The sequence below is a fragment of the Shewanella sp. BC20 genome (genome assembly GCF_003129585.1).
Classification (GTDB): Bacteria; Pseudomonadota; Gammaproteobacteria; order Enterobacterales; family Shewanellaceae; genus Shewanella; species Shewanella seohaensis.
In genome coordinates this window covers 1-19,259 of the sequence record NZ_NHRI01000014.1, presented here as the reverse complement: position 1 = coordinate 19,259, position 19,259 = coordinate 1, and the positions used below count along the sequence as shown (strand labels likewise).

Here is a 19,259-nt window from a genome sequence, read left to right as displayed (position 1 = left end):
ATAGGAAAAAATATGTCTTCAGGATCGATTGTTAGCTCAAACATGTTAATGGATACATTAAGTATTCATCGTGAAGTCGCTAAAGGTGCGATCAAAATCTCTCCTAACCCCTCCGATCATGCTCAAGTTTATGGCTCATTTACAGATTTAGTAAAGAGTAAGGTTGAGGCCGTTAACCAAGATCAGAATCGTTCCTCAATGGCGATGATGGCGGTTGATAGTGGAAAGAGTGATGACCTTGTCGGTGCTATGGTGGCTTCGCAAAAAGCCAGCTTGTCCTTTGCGACTATGCTCCAAATTCGTAATCGTCTCGTGCAAGCATTCGACGATGTAATGAAGATGCCAATTTAAGGAAATGTGTGAATGTCTACCACTTTTGAACAATCAGGTCAGGATATTGTGGGAGCTGAGCGTTCGTCAGGACTCATTGCGGAGTTAACCCAGAAATGGCGTAGGTTTAATCGTGGGGATCGTCAGGTCATCATTCTTGCCCTGCTCGCAGTGGTTGTAGCCAGCGTCATAGTGTTAATGCTATGGACGGCCACTTCGGGTTACCGTCCTTTGTATGGTAGCCAAGAAAATATCGATACGTCTCAAGTTCTTAATGTATTAGAGGCGGAAGGGATTCCTTATCGACTTGAGGCGAACACTGGTGCGGTACTGGTTGCCGAGGAGCAAGTTGGTAATGCTCGGATGGTGTTGGCTGCAAAAGGGGTTAAAGTTAAAGTGCCTTCCGGCATGGAGGCGCTCGATAATAATGCTCTAGGTACTAGTCAATTTATGGAGCAAGCAAAATATCGGCATAGTTTAGAAGGCGAATTAGCTCGCACCATTATGTCATTAAAGTCGGTAAGAGCTGCCAGAGTCCACTTAGCAATACCCAAACAGAGTCTGTTTATTCGTCAGGAACCTGAGTTACCGACGGCTTCTGTTATGTTACAGCTGGATCCCAATACACGTTTATCCGAATCACAAGTAGATGCCATTGTTAATCTCGTTGCGGGGAGTGTAACTGGGCTTACGGCAAACAACATTAAGGTTGTTGACCAAGATGGCCGATATTTAAGTGAGAATATTTCAGGTAATCAAGATCTTAGTCAGTCTAGGAATAAGCAATTACAATACACTCGTGAACTCGAGCATAGCTTAGTGACGAATGCTGCTTCAATGCTGGAACCTGTACTTGGCCATGATAATTTTCAAGTGCGAGTGACGGCAAAGGTGAATTTTAATCAGGTTGAAGAAACCAAGGAGTCACTCGATCCTCAAAATGTTGTGACTCAAGAACGTACGAGTATCGACGATTCGAGTAACAGTATTGCGGCTGGGATCCCTGGGGCTTTAAGTAATAAGCCTCCAAAGGCAGGCAAAGATGCTGCAGATGATAAAACGCGTAACCTGAAACAAGAAGAAAGTCGTCAATACGATGTTGGACGATCCGTTCGCCATGTGCGTTACCAGCAGATGCAACTCGAGAACCTTTCTGTTTCAGTTCTCATCAATAGTGCTGCAGCTCAAGGAGCATTTAAAGATGATGCTCAACTCGTTAAGTTTGGAAACATGGTTAAAGATGCTATCGGTTTTTCTGCTGACAGAGGCGATAGTTTTACTATCAACGCGTTTGAATTCACCCCAACAGTGACGGCAGAATTATCCCCTTCACCTTGGTGGCAATCCGAAAACTACCAATCCTATTTTCGCTACATTATTGGCGGGATTCTTGGGTTCGGACTTATTTTGTTTGTCTTACGACCTTTGGTTAAACATCTCACTCGTACAGCTCAGATCCCCACTCCTTCTATAGAGCCTGTTGCGGCATTAAGCGCTGCAGCGGTCAATGCCCCAACCGGATTAACGGATGAATATGCTTCTAAACAAGCACATCAGTTGCCCAGTGCTGATTGGCTAGGTAGTCAAGGTTTACCTGAGCCAGGTTCGCCTTTGACGGTGAAGATGGAACATTTGGCGTTATTGGCAAATAAAGAACCCGCGCGCGTGGCAGAAGTAATAGCTCATTGGATAGGCGATAAAGACGGTGAATAACTCAAGCGAAATCAAGATGGATAATTATGCCCAAGCAGCTATGTTATTGCTGAGTATGGGAGAGGAAGGTGCAGCCATGGTGATGGCGCACCTTGATCGCAATGATGTGCAGCACTTAAGCCATAAAATGGCAAGGTTATCGAGTATTACGCAGCAAGAGGCTGAAGCAGTTCTTAGTCGTTTTTTTCAACGTTATAAAGAACAATCTGGTATTGCTCGAGCCTCACGCTCATATTTACAAAAGACACTCGACATTGCGCTTGGAGATAGACTGTCAAAAAGTTTGATTGACAGTATTTATGGGGATGAAATCAAAGTGCTGGTAAAGCGGCTTGAATGGGTTGATCCTCAATTACTTGCACGTGAAATTACTCATGAGCATTGCCAATTACAAGCGGTACTTTTAGGGCTTTTACCCGCGGAAAGTGCCGCTAAGATATTAAAGATGTTACCTTGCGATAGCCAAGATGAGGTGCTTGTACGTATTGCCCAACTAGGCGAATTAGAACGTAACGTTGTCGATGAATTACGTGAGCTGGTTGAGCGTTGTATGTTAATGGCTATGGAGAAAAGCCATACGCAGGTCGCTGGTGTGAAGCAAGTTGCTGATATTCTTAATCGTTTTGAAGGTGATCGTGAACAACTGATGGAAATGATCAAACTTCACGATAAACAAATGGCGATTGATGTAACTGATAATATGTTTGATTTCATTATCTTAGGTCGCCAAAAGCAAGAGACATTACAAACTCTGCTGGGGCAAGTACCCTCAGAAACTTTGTCGTTAGCATTAAAAGGCATTGATTTTGAATTAAAAGACTCTTTGCTTAATGCACTCCCTAAACGCATGTCATCGGCGATTGAAGCTCAAATTGAAGCATTAGGAGGCGTTCCTGTTAGCCGGGCAAATGGTGCTAGGAAAGAGATCATGGAGCTTGCGAAACAATTGATGCAAGAGGGTGAGATTGAATTGCAACTATTTGAAGAGCAGGTCGTAGTCTAATGGAAAATAAGCATTCACGTTGGCGTCTGAATCCAAGCCTTGCACGTCGGTATCGTTTTCCTGCGTTGCATGATGCTGTTGACTCTTCAGAGGCAGGTAATGATTTTCAAAGTTACCAGCAGGCATTTGATGAGGGCTATGAGGAGGGGGTACTCCAGGGTAAGAATGCAGGCTATGAGGCGGGGCTCGAAGAGGGGCGTGTTGCCGGACATGCGGCTGGTTTTCATCAAGGTAAGCATGAAGGCATTGTCTCAGGGAAAAGCGCGATTAATGAACAGCTGAATAGTTTGCTTGTACCGCTTGGTGCATTGAGGGAATTGCTTGAAGATGGGCATGCTAAGCAGGTGCGTGAACAGCAAAGTTTGATTTTAGATTTAGTTCGTCGGGTTTCGCAACAAGTTATACGTTGTGAGCTAACGCTTCAGCCACAACAGATCTTGAAACTTGTTGAGGAGACCTTAAGTGCTTTGCCAGATGACCAATCGGATATGAAGATCCATTTAGAGCCCAATACGGTTATCAAATTAAAAGAACTGGCCGAAGATAAAATTCGCGGTTGGAATTTGGTTGCTGATAGTAATATTTCAGCAGGAAGTTGCCGCATTGTGAGTGATAAGTCAGATGCAGACGCCTCAGTTGAGACTAGACTCGATACCTGCATGAAGTTAGTCGAAACTAAATTGCATGAGGCCGATCTTGGAGGCTGATTTTTTCCAAGATGATTGGCCACAAGTGCCTGTTGCACGGGTCTATGGGCGTCTGATTAGAGTCAATGGCCTATTGCTGGAAGCTGTTGGTTGTCAACTTGGCATGGGCGACCGTTGCCAGATCGAGGGGCGACATGGTCGTTTAATCGAGGCGGAAGTTGTAGGGTTTCATCGTGATGTGCTCTGCCTGATGCCTATTGAGCCTACACAAGGTTTGATGCCTGGTGCGAGAGTGCTTCCTATTACCAATGAACAAACGATCGCTATTGGTGATGGATTACTTGGCAGAGTGCTAGATGGGCTTGGGCAGCCACTTGATTTGCAAGGCGCCCTCACTGATGTTCAACAGGTTCAGCAGTCGCATACTAGTTTTAACCCACTATTACGGCAACCTATAAAGCAGCCACTTGATGTCGGAATCCGTGCCATAAATAGCTTATTGCCTATTGGCAGAGGACAGCGGTTGGGATTATTCGCTGGTTCTGGCGTGGGTAAAAGCGTGTTACTCGGCATGATGACTCGTTTTACCGATGCAGATGTTGTAGTTGTTGGCCTAATAGGTGAGCGCGGTCGTGAAGTGCGTGAGTTTATTGAAGAAACGCTTGGTGAAGAGGGGCGTAAACGTGCAGTAATTATTGCTGCCCCCGCCGATACAACACCGCTCATGCGTTTGCGTGCTATGCAGTTATCCCATTCGATTGCCTGCGCTTTTCGGGATCAGGGTAAGCAGGTGCTGTTATTGGTTGACTCATTGACCCGTTACGCGCAGGCACAACGTGAAATTGCCCTGAGTCTCGGTGAACCTCCCGCTACTAAAGGTTATCCACCCTCGGCATTTGCACAGTTACCTAGACTGGTTGAAATGGCTGGAAATGGTGAACATCCCTCAGGAACGTTAACTGCTTTCTATACCGTACTTGTGGAGGGGGATGACCAGCAAGACCCTGTTGCAGATGCCGCTAGAGCAATTTTAGATGGTCACATAGTGTTGAGTCGGAAGTTGGCCGAACAAGGTCATTTTCCTGCGATTGATATTAACGCCTCTGTCAGCCGTCTTGCAATGAAGATAGCATCACCAAGTAATGTTGAACAAAGCCATATCGTTAGGCATATTTTGAGTCGTTACAATGAGGTAAGAGACTTATTACCGTTAGGGGGGTATCAAGCGGGGCAAGACCTAGAAATGGACCTTGCTGTACGTGTGTATCCAGATATGGCTAAGTTTTTGCGTCAAGCTACACAAACTAAAATCAATTTAGCAGAGAGTTTAGAGCAGTTGGAACAGTTGATGGGAGTGATGGGTTATGAGCCGGCGTCATCTCTCTAAGTTATGCATACAGGCTGAAAAACAGTTAGCCCAGCTTGGTCAAAAGCGGGAGCATTCCAACCAAAATGTTCAACTGAACCGACAGCAACAACAAACGCTCTCGCAGATGATTTTCACTTATCGTGGTGCCAAAGAGGGAAAAAATGTTTTACTTTGGCAGAATTCAGCAAGTATGGCGCAAGCCTTAGAGCCTATGTACCAGAAGTTGGCTCAAAGGGAGACGTTTCTTTTGCAGGAACATCTGCGTATCGACCGGCTTTGGCGTCAACAGCTTGGACGTCAGCAAGGTTTAAAGTGGTTTGATACACAATTACATCTCCAAGACAAAGCACGAGCAGGACGAAGTGAGCAAGTCTTGGCTGATGATTTGGCGGCCATCTATTATAGGAATAAAAGCTGATTAGTTTAGAGAATCTTGGTGGTAATACTCTTAGACATAGTTACTGAGCAAGTTAGCGTTTGGCACCGTAATCAATATCATGTAGCTCTTTATCGCCGTTCAAAATTCGGTTAATGGTTTCTTGCTGCATCACGAGCAAGCGCCCATTGGTATCATTGGCTGCTTGGCTATCTTTGACCAACAATTGTAAGTTGTCCCAAGATATTTTTATTTGTGGCCTAAGGTGATCTGGCAGTGCTGAAATTAATCGTTTCATGCCAGCATTATCAGCATTGAAGCCAAGTATCTTAAGATACTCACTGCGTTGCTTTGCTCTTAATTCAAGCTTGTTACACAGTGCCGTTTGACGCTCATTATGAGCTAAGAGGGCATCATTATCTCTACGCTGCATTAACTCTCGTTGATGTTTTAGCATTGCTTTGAGTTGGCTATACCCATCGAGATCTTGACGAATGTCTCTGATCAAGTTTTGAACGAGTTCGCGTTTATTTCCTTGGCTATTTTCCATGTTGTATAAGTATCTTCTCAGCAATTTTATCCAAGCTTAATTCAAAGCTGTCGTTACTCATTGCCTGACGAATTGCGGCAACTTTATCCATATCCACATCAGAGACCGTTTGTAGCTCTTTATGGGTTTGTTCCAGTAATTGCCAATCGTCACTTATATCTTGCGTGTTTGAAGTAGATAAATGGTCTGAAACAAGCGTTTTTTTGAGCGTATCAACGCTTTTGCTCGTGTTAAAGCCAGCACTTAAGGTGCTGTTAATTTTATTAATTTCCATAGATGTTCATCGTCATAAATGGTCTGATAATAGATATAGGCGACCCAAATGGTATTTTCTAAAATAAAATTTTGATCTTTTACGTCTGTATTACAGACTAAAAGCGGGTTTGCACTTTGCCTTTTGCAACAGGATAAGCGGTAATAATTTTGCCAGAGCTTGCATTCCTAACTCTAATCGCGTCCCCTTGTTTACCCGCATCCATAGCAATTCCTAACATATTTGCATAAAAGGTGGGGCTTGCTGCCTCGATAATCACTTCATCCCCAATGTTGACAAGCCATGGAGTGCTTAAATTGCTCGATTTTATAGGTTTGTTTTTTCTTATTTTTCTGACTACTGCCTGGCCTAAAATATGCCTTTCATTAGTAATAATATCTTGATCTGATGCTGTGAGAGGCAACATTTTCCATTGAAGATTTTCTGCGCTGATCACTTCATCTCGCTCGAGGGTTTGATTTGTGACAGGAATATAGGCACTGAGATCAACTTTTGCACGAACATACAATGACCACCCTTCAGTATTGCAATTGACTTTGCGCTGGATCCTACCAAATGGAAGTCCTTTAGCGGCTTCAATATTCAGTGAAGTGCTGCAGGCTTTTAATTTTGCAGCACTTGATGGAATACGTAGTGAGATTTTTTTGCTGATCTTTGTGATCTCTTGTGTTTTTTGCCATCTCGCAATCTCGGCTGACAATGAATTTGTCGTTTGTTGAGATATTTGTTCAGTTGCAGAAGGCGTTCCTTTCGCCAATGCCTTGAGGGGAAGTAACAAGATACTTAATAGCACAATAAGGGAAAAATACTTTCCGTCCATTCTTAGGGGGGTCATTTAACCAACTGTTTTATATGTATAAATATATTGGCACGCAAATTGTAGGTTGCTTAGCCATCGATATTAATTTGGGCATACAGTACTAGGAGTCGAGATGGCTATCAACCTTGATAAAGCATTAGGAATACATCCTCAAACACTCAATTTCAGGGTGGAGAGAAGCAAGGTATTAGCAAGCAATTTAATCAATGCTGAGACTCCAGGGTATAAAGCCCGAGATTTGGATTTCAAGGCCGCCATGAAACATGTTGAAGCTGGTATGCCATTGAGTCAACAGTACAATCTTGCCTATCGCATGCCTTACCAAAACTCTGCTGATGATAATACTGTAGAGCTAGGAAAAGAACAGGCGAGATATTCACAGAATGTGATGGATTATCAAACGAGTTTGACATTTTTAAATATGAAAATAGCAGGTTTAAAGTCTGCCATTGAAGGTCGTTAGGAGCCTATATGTCATTTGGTGATATTTATCAAATTGCTGGTGCTGGCATGAATGCCCAAACCATACGTTTGAACACGGTTGCGAGTAACCTCGCTAACGCTGGTACTGCGGCTGAAAATCCAGAAGCCGCATATCGGGCCTTAAAACCTGTATTTGCGACTATTTATGATTCTACTCAACAAGGCGCAATTGGTGCTTCGATTGAGGTGAGCGATATAGTGCAGGCTGATGCCCCATTAGATATGCGCTATGAGCCGAATCATCCCTTTGCCAACGAACAAGGTTATGTCGCCTATTCCAACGTGAATACTATTGAAGAAATGGCCGACATGATGGCAGCAAGTCGCTCATTTGAAACTAGTGTAGAAGTAATGAACCGTGCGCGCTCTATGCAGCAGGGGTTATTACAATTAGGAAATAAATAACATGGAAGTGGCTAGTTCTAGCAATCGTTCAGCTCAAAATCCAGTGGGTGCTTTGGCCGCACCTGAAAATGATGCAGCATCATTAAAAAATGAATTTATGACCTTAATGATCGCGCAAATCAAGAATCAAGATCCCACTAAACCGCTAAACAGTGCTGAGTATATCTCTCAATTAGCGCAGTTTTCCCAGGTCGAAAGTTTAGAGGGAATGCGAAAGAATCAAGCAAACCAAATGGTCATGATGGAAAATTTAGGCATTGTGCAGTCAGCATCTTTGATTGGGAAGAATGCTATGGTGCCAGTGTCTGAGTTTGCGTTAGATGCTGAAAAGGTTGAGGGAAAAGTTTATTTGGAGAATGCAGTTGAATCTCTGGATATTGAAATAGTTAATTCTGAAGGGCAAGTCGTCCACACTCTACAACTAGGTGCGCAAACTCTGGGAGATATACGTTTTGCTATCGATCCTGAGGAGCTGGGATTAGCAAAAGGACAATATGAAATCAAAGCTAAGGCTATTGTTGGTGAAAATAGCCTTATTGCGCCCACTTATATTAAGGCTCCCATTGAGCGAATTCATTTTTCGAGTGCATCGGGCATGATGATGGCTGAAATGGGCCAAGGTGTCGGTGTTATTTCAGTTCTCAATATTTCTGAAGTTTCGTAAATCATTTTATAGGAAATAAAGATGTCATTTAATATTGCTTTAAGTGGATTACAAGCAACGACCCAGGATCTCAACACCATCAGTAACAATATTGCGAACGCCTCTACGAGTGGTTTTCGTGGTGGTCGTAGTGAATTCGCATCCATTTATAATGGTGGTCAGGCGGGTGGCGTTGGTGTGATGTCAACGACTCAAAACTTCTCTAAGGGTGGTAGCTTAACGTATACCGGTCGCCAACTTGATATGGGGATCCAGGGGGAAGGTTTTTTTGTCCTAAAGGGCAATGACGGTGGCGCTATGTATGCTAGAGCCGGGATGTTCCATAAGGATAGTCAAGGGTTTATTACCGACCCTGTAGGGAGCCGTTTGCAGGGATATTCTGTCAATGCGATGGGAAGATTGCAAACCGGTAATGTAGGCGATTTACAGGTACAAACTGCATCTTTGGCGGCGAAAGCCACGACTGAAGTAAATATGGTTTCAAATTTAGATGCACGAGTTGATGTGATTCCTCCAGCCGTTCCTGCAGTTCCATTTGATCCTAAAAATATCGATAGCTATCACTCAATTGGAACCACTAGTGTTTACGATTCCCTAGGTACTGAGCATGTTGTTACGCAATATTATGTGAAAACAGCGCCGAATGAGTGGACGGTTAATTACACGCTTGATGGGACTCTGCTGCCAGACCAAACAACATTAAAATTTGATTCGAAAGGGATTTTAGATCCAACTACAACGAAAGATACCTTCGACCTTACATTGAGCAACGGAGCATCACCGCTCAAATTTGATATCAACTTCGATAAAAGCACTCAATATGCTGCCAAATACAACAACTCCAGCTTATCTCAAGACGGTTACACCTCGGGTGAGTTAAAGGGAGTACGTCTGGATGATAATGGCATGTTGTATGGCACTTATACCAACGGCCAAGATCAATTACAGGGGCAGGTCGTACTCGCAAACTTCAGTAATCCTAACGGTTTGTCAGCAGTGAGTAACAATGCTTGGGTTGCTACAAATACCGCTGGGCAAGCCATTATTGGCTCACCCTCTACAGGTACTATGGGTACGGTAACGGGGGGGTATTTAGAGGGCTCGAATGTGGATACCACAGCTGAAATGGTTAACCTGATGTCGGCACAGCGTAATTATCAATCTAACGCCAAAGTTCTCGATGTGAACTCGACTATGCAACAAGCATTACTTAATGCCATTTAACAAGAGGCACTGACATGGAGAAGATGCTTTATACCGCAGCAAGTGGCGCTGTTCGTATCCTTGAGGCTCAGAGTATTCGTGCGAACAACTTGGCTAACGCTGAGACGGCGGGGTTTAAAGCTGACCTAGAGCGCGTGAATGCAGTGCCTTTAGCTACCCAAGGTAATAGTTTGAATACTCGGGTGATGGCACAGACCGAAAGCAGTGGTTTTAGCCAGCAAAGTGGAGTGATCAATCCTACTGGTCGTTCATTGGATTTAGCGATTCGTGATCGCGGTTTGTTCAGTGTTGCTGTTGACGGTGCTGAAGCTTATACCCGTTCAGGTGCAATAGAGTCAGATGCGGAGGGGCAACTGACTATTGATGGTCGGCCAGTATTAGGCATTGATGGTCCAATTGTACTTCCTGAATATAAAGAGTTGTTTATCGGTGAAGACGGGACAGTCAGTGTTTTGCCCTCCGAGGGGGGGATCATTGAGGAAGTCGGTCGATTGAAGCTGGTGAATCCTGATTATGCATTAATGCAAAAAGGGCAGGATGGGCTGCTCTATCGTCGTGATGGTCAAGTATTACCGCAGGATGAAGGCGTATTAGTAGATAGTGGCTTCCTAGAGTCGAGTAACGTGCAGGCTGTGTCAGAGCTAATTGCATCTATGGATCTGAGTCGTCAATTTGAGATTCAAGTTAAGTTAATGAAAAGCGCAGAAAAACTGGCCGAGGCTGGTAATCGTCTGTTGGGCAATGTTTAAGGATTAGTGGTATGCAATCAGCATTATGGGTCAGTAAAACTGGTCTAACAGCACAAGATACGAAAATGACCGCGATTGCCAACAACTTGGCAAACGTGAATACCACAGGTTTTAAGCGTGATCGTGTCGCGTTTAACGATCTGTTCTATCAGGTGCAACGTCAGCCAGGCGGGCAGGTTGATGCGCTCAATAATTTACCATCGGGCTTGCAGTTAGGTGCGGGTACAAGAGTTGTTGGTACTCAAAAAATATTCACTACAGGTGATATGCAAAATACCAGTCAGCAGTTGGATTTAGCGATTGAAGGTCATGGTTTTTTCCAAGTAGAAGAGCCAAATGGCGATCTTGCGTATACCCGTGACGGTCAATTTTATCGCAGTAGCGAAGGTATGATGGTCACGTCACAAGGGTTACCTTTGATACCTAATATCGTGATCCCGGAAGATGCGCTTACTGTCACTATTGCGAGTGATGGTGTCGTCACTGCCAAAATGGCTGGTGAAGCTGAACCCCAAGATTTAGGTCAAATTACACTTGTTAACTTCACCAATCCCTCTGGATTAGAAGCTCGTGGTGACAACCTTTACCGTGAAACGGCGGCATCGGGTGTGGCAGTGGAAGGTGTGGCGGGTGATCAAGCTTTAGGCGCTTTACGACAGGGGGCGTTAGAGGGTGCAAACGTCAATGTGGTTGAGGAAATGGTCGAAATGATTTCTACGCAAAGAGCATATGAGATGAATGCTAAGGTTGTGTCAGCCTCTGACGACATGCTCAAGTTCCTCAACCAATCTGTTTAGTGAGGTGAAAATGCGTTGGTTATGGTTTGTCTGTTTCGCACTGTTGTCGGGTTGTATATCTCATATTCCAGATCAGGAAACGAAACCTGGGACGAAGGAATGGGCACCGCCCGAGATTAACTACAGTTTGCCAGAAGCGAAAGACGGCAGTCTTTATCGTCCAGGTTATATGTTAACGCTATTTAAGGATAAGCGGGCTTTCCGTGAGGGCGATATTTTAACCGTTGCGTTGGATGAAAAAACCTATTCGAGTAAGAAGGCTGATACTAAGACCAACAAAGAACAAGACATGGGTATGGGGCTGATGGGGAATATCGGTGAAAAAAGTGCTAATGCCGATGGTAAAACCTCTTTCTCAAGGGGGTTTAATGGCGCTGGCTCCAGTACCCAACAAAATCAGCTATCTGGTTCAATCACTGTAACCGTCTCTAAGGTGTTACCAAATGGAACCCTATTGATCCGCGGTGAAAAATGGCTGCGGTTGAATCAAGGTGATGAGTATTTACGCTTGCTTGGCATCATACGCATTGATGACATTGGCAATAACAATACTATATCTTCACAACGTATTGCGGACGCTAGAATTATATATGGTGGTCAAGGGGCGATTGCTGATAGTAATGCTATGGGGTGGGCTTCTCGCTACTTCAATAGCCCATGGTTTCCGCTCTAACCAAGGATATTGAGATGTTACGTTGTTTATTATTGTTACTTTTGGCTACCAGCACATTACAAGCGGAAGAGCAAAGTCGTTACCTGATGGATATTGTTGATGTTCAGGGATTACGAGATAACCAACTGGTAGGTTATGGTTTAGTCGTGGGTCTTAATGGAACGGGGGATCGTTCTCAAGTCAAGTTTACCAGTCAATCAGTTGTGAATATGCTTAAACAGTTTGGCGTACAAATTGACGATAAAACTGACCCTAAGTTAAAAAACGTTGCAGCTGTTGCGGTCCACGCCACCATCACTTCGCTAGCAAGTCCAGGCCAATCCTTAGATGTCACGGTATCATCCCTTGGCGATGCCAAAAGCCTCCAAGGTGGCACTTTGTTAATGACACCACTACGTGCAGTTGATGGAGAGATTTATGCGGTCGCACAGGGAAATCTTGTGGTTGGAGGTATTTCTGCTGCGGGTCGTAGTGGATCGTCTGTCACTGTCAACGTTCCAACCGTCGGTACGATTCCTAACGGTGCATTACTTGAGGCGCCGATCAAAAGTAATTTTAGTGATAATGAAGACATCATACTCAACCTCAAAGACCCTAACTTTAAAACTGCCCGTAATATTGAGCGAGCGGTTAATGAAGTGTTTGGTCCTGATGTAGCACGAGCACAAGACCATGCAAAGGTGTTGATACATGCGCCTAAGTCGAATCGAGAGCGTGTGACTTTTATGTCAATGCTTGAAGAACTTAAGATTGATCAAGGTCGGCGCTCACCCCGGATTGTCTTTAATAGTCGTACTGGCACCGTGGTTATGGGGGGGGATGTTGTTGCGAGGAAGGCTGCCGTAAGCCATGGTAATTTAACTGTGAGTATTGTTGAGCGGCAAAATGTGAGTCAACCGAATGGGGCATATCTGGGTAATGCTGCAGGAGAGACTGTTGTTACAGATGACAGTCAAGTGCTGGTTGAGCAAGATAATAAACGTATGTTCGTGTGGCCAGAAGGCACTTCAATAGAAGAGATTGTACGAGCTGTGAATAGCCTAGGTGCTACACCTATGGATTTGATGGCGATTCTAGAAGCCCTGTCTGAAGCGGGTGCCTTGGAAGCGGATTTGGTGGTGATTTAATGAAAGTTGAAAGCGCTGGTGGTTATTTAAATAAGCTTAGTGCCGATGATTTGATTAAGGCGAATGGCGAGCAAGGTGCATTGAAATTAGTCAGCCAGCAGTTTGAGGCGCAGTTCCTACAAACGGTACTAAAGCAAATGCGCTCAGCCACTGATGCGATGGCCGACGAAGATAATCCTTTAACCTCCAAAAGTAATAATGGCATTTATCAAGATTTACATGATGCGGAATTAGCGAGTCGTTTAAGCCAAGTAAATGGCATGGGATTAGCTGAGGTGATGACTAAGCAGCTATCACGTTCATTTCAGTCCGAGAAAGATCCGGTCGCCTTTGATCCACAACAGATGACAACGACAGCAATGCAGCCTGCACTTATTATGCGGCCTGTTGTGAAGGATTTTAAATGAGCATGTTGAACATTGGTAAGTCTGGCCTCTTGGCAAGTATGGCCGCATTAAATGCAACTTCAAATAACGTTGCTAATGCTATGGTTGCAGGCTATTCGCGTCAGCAGGTGATGTTAAGTTCAGTGGGGGGCGGAGCTTATGGCTCCGGTGCTGGTGTTTTTGTCGACGGTGTGAGACGGATTTCTGATCAGTACGAAGTTGCACAGTTATGGCAAACCACTAGTGCAGTGGGCTTTTCGAAAGTGCAAAGTAGTTATTTACGTCAGGCTGAGCAAGTATTTGGTGCAGAAGGAAACAATATTTCAAAAGGTTTAGACCAGTTATTTGCAGCGCTAAATTCAGCAATGGAGCAGCCTAACCTCATTGCTTATCGACAAGCTGTGCTGAATGAGGCGAAAGCCGTTTCCCAAAGAGTGAATGCAATCAACGACAATATTGATTCGCAACGTAATCAGATCAATGGGCAGCTTGGTTCATCCGTTAAAGAGATTAACTCTCAACTTAATATTATCGCCAGTTTTAACCGCGACATTCAGGCAGCGAGCGTGACAGGGACGATTCCGCCAGCACTACAGGATAGCCGAGATGCCGCGATTGATGACTTAGCTGCGATTTTAGATATTCGGGTTGTTGAAGATAGCCAAGGCATGGTCAATATCTCGCTGGCCCGAGGTGAGCCATTACTGACAGGAAATACGGCGGCTAAATTAGCGAGCGCTCCCGATCCCGCTAATCCTAAAAATGATCTGGTGACTCTTCAGTTTAGTTCCAGCCAGTTTAATGTTGATGAAACCGCTGGTGGCAGTTTAGGCGCCTTACTTACTTACCGTGATGTGCAACTGGCAGACTCACAAGAGTACATCGATGAATTAGCGGTAATGTTAGCGACCGAATTTAATTCTATTCTTGCTTCAGGTACCGACTTAAATGGGGCGATACCATCACAGGATTTATTTACTTATCAAGCCAATAACCCTGGGGGAAGTTTATCTCTAACGGCTGGTTTTACGCCTGATAAACTTGCTTTTGGTAAAGATGGCACCCAAGGCGATAACACAAATTTAAAAACCTTAGTGCAACTAGCGAATAAAGAGCTGAGTTTTACCAGCCTTGGTAGTAACACAAGCTTAGCGGAATCTTTCTCTAGTAAGGTTGGTCAGCTAGGCTCAGCTTCTCGCCAAGCGATTTCATTTGCTAAAACCAGTGTTGATTTACAGAAAGATGCGCAGTCCCAGTGGGCAAGTACCAGTGGCGTGAATCCCGACGAAGAAGGGATCAATTTGATTATCTATCAGCAGTCATATATGGCTAATGCGAAGGTGATTTCTACCGCAGATCAACTATTTCAAACAATGCTGAGTAGCTTTTAAGGACTTTTTTCATGCGTGTAACAATGCAAAATTTATACACTAACAATTTAAACAGTTTGCAGAACACGACGTATGATGTGGCACGTTTGAATCAAATGCTCTCTAAAGGTGTTTCAATATTATCGCCTTCAGATGATCCAATTGGTGTTGTTCGAGTGATGGATAATCAGCGCGATCTCGCGCTAGTGCAGCAATACGTTAAAAATATTGATTCCTTAAGCACCAGCATGAACCGAGCTGAAACCTATTTATCTAGCATGGTTGAGACGCAGCTGCGAATGAAGGAAATCAGCATTGCCACTAATAGCTCGAATCTCTCTAAAGAGGATAGAGCCTCCTATGCATCTGAGATGGAAGAACTCTTAAAGGGGTTGGTGGATAATATTAACGCCACTGATGAGTCGGGTAATTACCTGTTTTCGGGTAACGCGATAGAGAAAGCCGCAGTAGTAAAGGATGCAACTGGGCGATACGTCTACCAAGGAGATGCTAGCGAGAGAACGGTACAAACCTCTAACTCGTCATGGACTACGGCTAATGTCACTGCCGAAAAGGTTTTATTCTCCAATGCTGGCCAAGATATTTTAAATCAAACAGTGGACTATATTAACGTATTAAAGGATCCAAGCGTATCGCCAAGCGATGCCGCTTTTAGTGCGGCAGCAAATGCAATACAAACAGCGTTAAGTGAAACCTTAGATAGCATAGGTGCGGCTATTACCGATTTCGGTGGCAAGCAAAATAATCTTGCTTTAGTCAAAAGCTCCCATGAAGAGATGGTGTTGTTTAGTAAGCAAGTGATAGGTGAAACGCAAGAGCTCGATTATGCCGCAGCCACCGCAGAGTTTAATGTCAAGTTAACGGCATTAAAAATTACCCAGCAAACTTTTGTCCAAATTAGTCAGCTGTCCCTTTTTAATCATATGTAGGTAATGAGTCCAAATGATCAAAGGGATAGGTGAGTCACTTAGTCAGTTACGTCAAAGTCAGACAGTAACGTCCCATTATGTTGCTCCAACATCAGGTGCGCCCCGTAGCGCACCAAAAGCAAGGCCCATACCTAAGCATAGATTAGAAGCCTACGGACGTTGGGCCAAGGTGACCCAAGAGCAGCATAATATTAGTGCATCGCAAGTGGTGTTACAGAGCTTGAGTTCGGCTAAAAGTATACTAGGCCAACTAAATAAACAGCTGCAAACCCGCCAATCGAGTAAACATTCGGTGGTTGAAGATGCATTAAATAAAGCAGAAGAGTGTCGTAGGCAATTAATCGAGATTAAGCCTCATTACCAAGGAAAGCGCTTACTCGATCATCACTTGAATTTGATTACGGCTTCGCAGCCTGCAGCAGTACATTTTTTTAAGTTTCGACGAGTTGATCTTACTTTACCTAAGAATCGCGATGAAATAATTACGCTTTTTACAGAAAAGCAAACATTGCATTTATTTTTGCCTGCGAATAAAAATCGCTTAGAGCTTCAAGGTATTATCGAACCTGTTTTAGCCTCTATTGGAATAAGTATCGACCGTTTATCCTCCGATGAAACCGTGTTTACTGCACCGCACGAGACTTGGATTAGATTCGGTGGTGGGATTTTAATGGTTGGCGAAGGGCAAAGGTTGCCCGCGGGAGAGCCGAGAAATATACCGCTAGAAGAAAAATTTAGTTGGCAGGATCCCCGAGAGTGGAATTTTACGGATCCTGAACAGTTAAAAATGACGTTGGCTAAAGTGTCAAAAGTTGAAAAAAAAGTCACAGTGCAAATTGATGATATTAAAGCATCGCACCGCTTACTGTTGGTGAAGGCTAAGCAATTAACGGCCTCGAGCCAGCCTAAGGCTGAACTGCAGCTTTTGCATAAATTTATGCAACCTTACCCCTTTAGTTATCAAGTGACTTCGTTAATGGCTCAGGGAAATGCCAATCGAGAGCAGGTTAGTGCGCTTTTACTCTGATTGGGTGGTCTGATACTCGAATATAGTTGTGTAATTTGGTGAAAGTTAGTTTCTTGATTTCAGTGCTACGAGTTTTGTGTCGTCTTATTCAGTTATGCCTGAAGTCAGGTTTCACCAAGACCACAGTTATTTTCTGGAGAAGTATCATGTTAGGTGTTCACACAAATTACGCATCAATTGTTGCACAAGGTGCGGTAAACAAAAGCAACAGCCTATTGACCAATGCCATGGAGCGTTTATCTACAGGGCTTCGCATCAATAGTGCCTCTGATGATGCCGCTGGTTTACAAATTGCTAATCGCATGAGCGCAAACGTAAAAGGCATGGAAACAGCGTCACGTAATATCTCGGATGCAACGTCAATGTTGCAAACGGCTGACGGTGCGCTAGAAGAGTTAACGACAATCGCCAACCGTCAGAAAGAACTGGCGACTCAAGCGGCCAACGGAGTGAACTCTGCTGATGATTTGAAAGCCTTGGATGATGAGTTCCAAGAACTGATTAAAGAGTCTACTCGTATCATGGGCAAAACTACCTATGCAGGTAATGACTTATTCGCCAAATTGAGCACTGGTACTGGTGTTAAATTTCAAATTGGTGCAGGTACAACTGAAACCTTAGATGTGGTAATTGCAAAACCTACGGATGTTGGTGGTGATTTAACTTCAGCTGCGAATGCGACAGCGGCAATAACAGCCGTAGATACTTATATTAAAGAAGTGGGCACTGCTCGTTCAACCTTAGGTGCCAACATTAACCGTCTTGGTCATACCGCGGCGAACTTAGCCAGTGTTACTGAAAACACTAAAGCTGCAGCAGGCCGTATTATGGATGCGGATTTCGCGGTTGAGTCAGCGAATATGACGCGTAACCAACTGCTTGTTCAAGCAGGCACGACTGTATTGTCTTCTGCTAACCAAAATACAGGCTTAGTGATGGGCTTATTGCGCTAATTAGGTCACATTAATTGCGTTGGTTTTTTAAGTGCCAGTGAGTTTAGCTTACTGGCATTTTTGTTTGTAAGAGATGCATTCCGTCTTTTTTAGCTTTGTGAACACCATATTTTTTAAATAAGTTTCAGTTATACGCCGTTATTGTCGCTTTAGTGAGTTATGCCTGAAGTCAGGTTTTACCAAGACCACAGTTATTTTCTGGAGAAGTATCATGTTAGGTGTTCACACTAATTACGCATCAATTGTTGCACAAGGTGCGGTAAACAAAAGCAACAACCTACTAACGAATGCGATGGAGCGTCTATCCACGGGTTTACGCATCAATAGTGCCTCTGATGATGCAGCTGGTTTACAGATTGCTAATCGCATGAGTGCAAACGTAAAAGGCATGGAGACAGCGTCACGTAATATCTCCGATGCGACGTCAATGTTGCAAACGGCTGACGGTGCGCTAGAAGAGTTAACGACAATCGCCAACCGTCAGAAAGAACTGGCGACTCAAGCGGCTAACGGTGTGAACTCTGCTGAAGATTTAACTGCGCTAGATGCTGAGTTTCAGCAGTTGAACGCAGAAATAACTCGTATTGTAGATAACACTACTTATGCAGGTAACAATCTGTTTAAAGATGCTACCGATGGTGTTTTGGTTAAAGGTGTGAAGTTCCAGATTGGTGCAGGAACCTCTGAAACATTAGATGTTAAGTTAGGTGCTATATCTAAAACTGTCGCAGGTACTTTAACGGGTGGCACTGCTAACGCAGCTATTGCACTTGTTGATACTTTCTTGGCAGCAGTAGGGACAGAACGTTCAACCTTAGGTGCCAACATTAACCGTCTTGGCCATACCGCGGCGAACTTAGCCAGTGTTACTGAAAACACTAAAGCTGCAGCAGGCCGTATTATGGATGCGGATTTCGCGGTTGAGTCAGCGAATATGACGCGTAACCAACTGCTTGTTCAAGCAGGCACGACTGTATTGTCTTCTGCTAACCAAAATACAGGCTTAGTGATGGGCTTATTGCGCTAATTAGGTCACATTAATTGCGTTGGTTTTTTAAGTGCCAGTGAGTTTAGCTTACTGGCATTTTTGTTTGTAAGAGATGCATTCCGTCTTTTTTAGCTTTGTGAACACCATATTTTTTAAATAAGTTTCAGTTATACGCCGTTATTGTCGCTTTAGTGAGTTATGCCTGAAGTCAGGTTTTACCAAGACCACAGTTATTTTCTGGAGAAGTATCATGTTAGGTGTTCACACTAATTACGCATCAATTGTTGCACAAGGTGCGGTAAACAAAAGCAACAACCTACTAACGAATGCGATGGAGCGTCTATCCACGGGTTTACGCATCAATAGTGCCTCTGATGATGC

General features: G+C 44.0%; 23 protein-coding genes and 1 pseudogene. 21 read left to right on the top strand and 3 right to left on the bottom strand.

Annotated elements, in window-relative coordinates:
* The first annotated feature begins 12 nt into the window (after window positions 1–12).
* Genes fliE through CBX96_RS14605 form a run of 6 tightly spaced genes read left to right on the top strand, consistent with a single transcriptional unit; the run spans window position 13 to window position 5,480 of the window.
* Window positions 13–351 carry a flagellar hook-basal body complex protein FliE gene (gene fliE, locus CBX96_RS14630; protein ID WP_109287197.1) on the top strand — a complete coding sequence of 113 codons (339 nt, stop codon included), beginning with the start codon at window positions 13–15 and terminating at the stop codon, window positions 349–351.
* A gap of 12 nt (window positions 352–363) precedes the next feature.
* Window positions 364–2,043 (top strand): flagellar basal-body MS-ring/collar protein FliF, encoded by a 1,680-nt coding sequence (gene fliF / locus CBX96_RS14625; RefSeq protein ID WP_109287196.1) that lies wholly within the window; start codon window positions 364–366, stop codon window positions 2,041–2,043.
* 16 nt (window positions 2,044–2,059) lie between these two features.
* Window positions 2,060–3,046, top strand: a complete 987-nt coding sequence (locus CBX96_RS14620; RefSeq protein ID WP_258294690.1) for a flagellar motor switch protein FliG — start codon at window positions 2,060–2,062, stop codon at window positions 3,044–3,046.
* Window positions 3,046–3,753: a flagellar assembly protein FliH gene (gene fliH, locus CBX96_RS14615; RefSeq protein ID WP_109287194.1), complete on the top strand. Its 708-nt coding sequence runs from the start codon at window positions 3,046–3,048 to the stop codon at window positions 3,751–3,753. Before CBX96_RS14620 ends, fliH begins: the two co-directional genes overlap by 1 nt.
* Window positions 3,731–5,080: a FliI/YscN family ATPase gene (locus CBX96_RS14610; protein ID WP_109287193.1), complete on the top strand. Its 1,350-nt coding sequence runs from the start codon at window positions 3,731–3,733 to the stop codon at window positions 5,078–5,080. The genes fliH and CBX96_RS14610 overlap by 23 nt, the downstream gene beginning before the upstream one ends.
* On the top strand, window positions 5,058–5,480 hold the full coding sequence (locus CBX96_RS14605) for a hypothetical protein (protein ID WP_109287192.1): 423 nt from the start codon (window positions 5,058–5,060) through the stop codon (window positions 5,478–5,480). Before CBX96_RS14610 ends, CBX96_RS14605 begins: the two co-directional genes overlap by 23 nt.
* Window positions 5,481–5,532: 52 nt before the next feature.
* On the opposite strand, the gene CBX96_RS14600 is transcribed toward CBX96_RS14605, so the two are convergent.
* From CBX96_RS14600 to flgA, 3 genes are all read right to left on the bottom strand, one after another.
* The gene (locus CBX96_RS14600; protein WP_109287191.1) at window positions 5,533–5,988 is read right to left on the bottom strand and encodes a flagellar protein FlgN; all 456 of its coding nucleotides are present in this window, start codon (window positions 5,986–5,988) and stop codon (window positions 5,533–5,535) included.
* Window positions 5,978–6,262, bottom strand: coding sequence for a flagellar biosynthesis anti-sigma factor FlgM (gene flgM, locus CBX96_RS14595; RefSeq protein WP_109287190.1), 285 nt, complete (start codon window positions 6,260–6,262; stop codon window positions 5,978–5,980). Before flgM ends, CBX96_RS14600 begins: the two co-directional genes overlap by 11 nt.
* Window positions 6,263–6,359: 97 nt before the next feature.
* Complete coding sequence (flgA, locus tag CBX96_RS14590; protein ID WP_258294687.1) at window positions 6,360–7,082, bottom strand: flagellar basal body P-ring formation chaperone FlgA; 723 nt, start codon at window positions 7,080–7,082, stop codon at window positions 6,360–6,362.
* 112 nt (window positions 7,083–7,194) lie between these two features.
* Here flgA and flgB point away from each other — a divergent pair, with 112 nt between their 5' ends.
* The 15 genes and pseudogenes from flgB to CBX96_RS14515 all read left to right on the top strand — a co-directional run.
* Entirely contained in the window at window positions 7,195–7,545 is a 351-nt protein-coding gene (gene flgB / locus CBX96_RS14585) for a flagellar basal body rod protein FlgB (protein ID WP_109287188.1), read from the top strand.
* 8 nt (window positions 7,546–7,553) lie between these two features.
* Entirely contained in the window at window positions 7,554–7,970 is a 417-nt protein-coding gene (gene flgC / locus CBX96_RS14580; RefSeq protein ID WP_109287187.1) for a flagellar basal body rod protein FlgC, read from the top strand.
* Window position 7,971: 1 nt separating this feature from the next.
* Complete coding sequence (locus tag CBX96_RS14575; RefSeq protein WP_109287186.1) at window positions 7,972–8,634, top strand: flagellar hook assembly protein FlgD; 663 nt, start codon at window positions 7,972–7,974, stop codon at window positions 8,632–8,634.
* Window positions 8,635–8,655: 21 nt separating this feature from the next.
* Window positions 8,656–9,858, top strand: a complete 1,203-nt coding sequence (flgE, locus tag CBX96_RS14570) for a flagellar hook protein FlgE (RefSeq protein WP_109287185.1) — start codon at window positions 8,656–8,658, stop codon at window positions 9,856–9,858.
* A gap of 14 nt (window positions 9,859–9,872) precedes the next feature.
* A complete protein-coding gene (locus CBX96_RS14565) occupies window positions 9,873–10,607 on the top strand; it encodes a flagellar basal body rod protein FlgF (RefSeq protein WP_109287184.1) in 735 nt (244 codons plus the stop codon).
* Window positions 10,608–10,618: 11 nt separating this feature from the next.
* Entirely contained in the window at window positions 10,619–11,404 is a 786-nt protein-coding gene (gene flgG / locus CBX96_RS14560) for a flagellar basal-body rod protein FlgG (RefSeq protein WP_109287183.1), read from the top strand.
* Window positions 11,405–11,414: 10 nt separating this feature from the next.
* The gene (flgH, locus tag CBX96_RS14555; RefSeq protein ID WP_109287182.1) at window positions 11,415–12,077 is read left to right on the top strand and encodes a flagellar basal body L-ring protein FlgH; all 663 of its coding nucleotides are present in this window, start codon (window positions 11,415–11,417) and stop codon (window positions 12,075–12,077) included.
* A gap of 14 nt (window positions 12,078–12,091) precedes the next feature.
* Window positions 12,092–13,204: a flagellar basal body P-ring protein FlgI gene (locus CBX96_RS14550; RefSeq protein ID WP_109287181.1), complete on the top strand. Its 1,113-nt coding sequence runs from the start codon at window positions 12,092–12,094 to the stop codon at window positions 13,202–13,204.
* On the top strand, window positions 13,204–13,611 hold the full coding sequence (locus tag CBX96_RS14545) for a rod-binding protein (RefSeq protein WP_109287180.1): 408 nt from the start codon (window positions 13,204–13,206) through the stop codon (window positions 13,609–13,611). Before CBX96_RS14550 ends, CBX96_RS14545 begins: the two co-directional genes overlap by 1 nt.
* Complete coding sequence (gene flgK / locus CBX96_RS14540) at window positions 13,608–14,981, top strand: flagellar hook-associated protein FlgK (protein WP_109287179.1); 1,374 nt, start codon at window positions 13,608–13,610, stop codon at window positions 14,979–14,981. The genes CBX96_RS14545 and flgK overlap by 4 nt, the downstream gene beginning before the upstream one ends.
* Before the next feature lie 11 nt (window positions 14,982–14,992).
* Entirely contained in the window at window positions 14,993–15,910 is a 918-nt protein-coding gene (gene flgL, locus CBX96_RS14535; RefSeq protein ID WP_109287178.1) for a flagellar hook-associated protein FlgL, read from the top strand.
* A 13-nt stretch (window positions 15,911–15,923) separates the two neighbouring features.
* On the top strand, window positions 15,924–16,937 hold the full coding sequence (locus tag CBX96_RS14530; RefSeq protein WP_109287177.1) for a hypothetical protein: 1,014 nt from the start codon (window positions 15,924–15,926) through the stop codon (window positions 16,935–16,937).
* Window positions 16,938–17,083: 146 nt separating this feature from the next.
* Window positions 17,084–17,890 carry a flagellin gene (locus CBX96_RS14525; RefSeq protein ID WP_109287176.1) on the top strand — a complete coding sequence of 269 codons (807 nt, stop codon included), beginning with the start codon at window positions 17,084–17,086 and terminating at the stop codon, window positions 17,888–17,890.
* A 211-nt stretch (window positions 17,891–18,101) separates the two neighbouring features.
* On the top strand, window positions 18,102–18,917 hold the full coding sequence (locus CBX96_RS14520; RefSeq protein WP_109287175.1) for a flagellin: 816 nt from the start codon (window positions 18,102–18,104) through the stop codon (window positions 18,915–18,917).
* Between the two features lie 211 nt (window positions 18,918–19,128).
* Window positions 19,129–19,259 (top strand): annotated as a pseudogene (locus tag CBX96_RS14515) (Lateral flagellin); the annotation flags it as partial.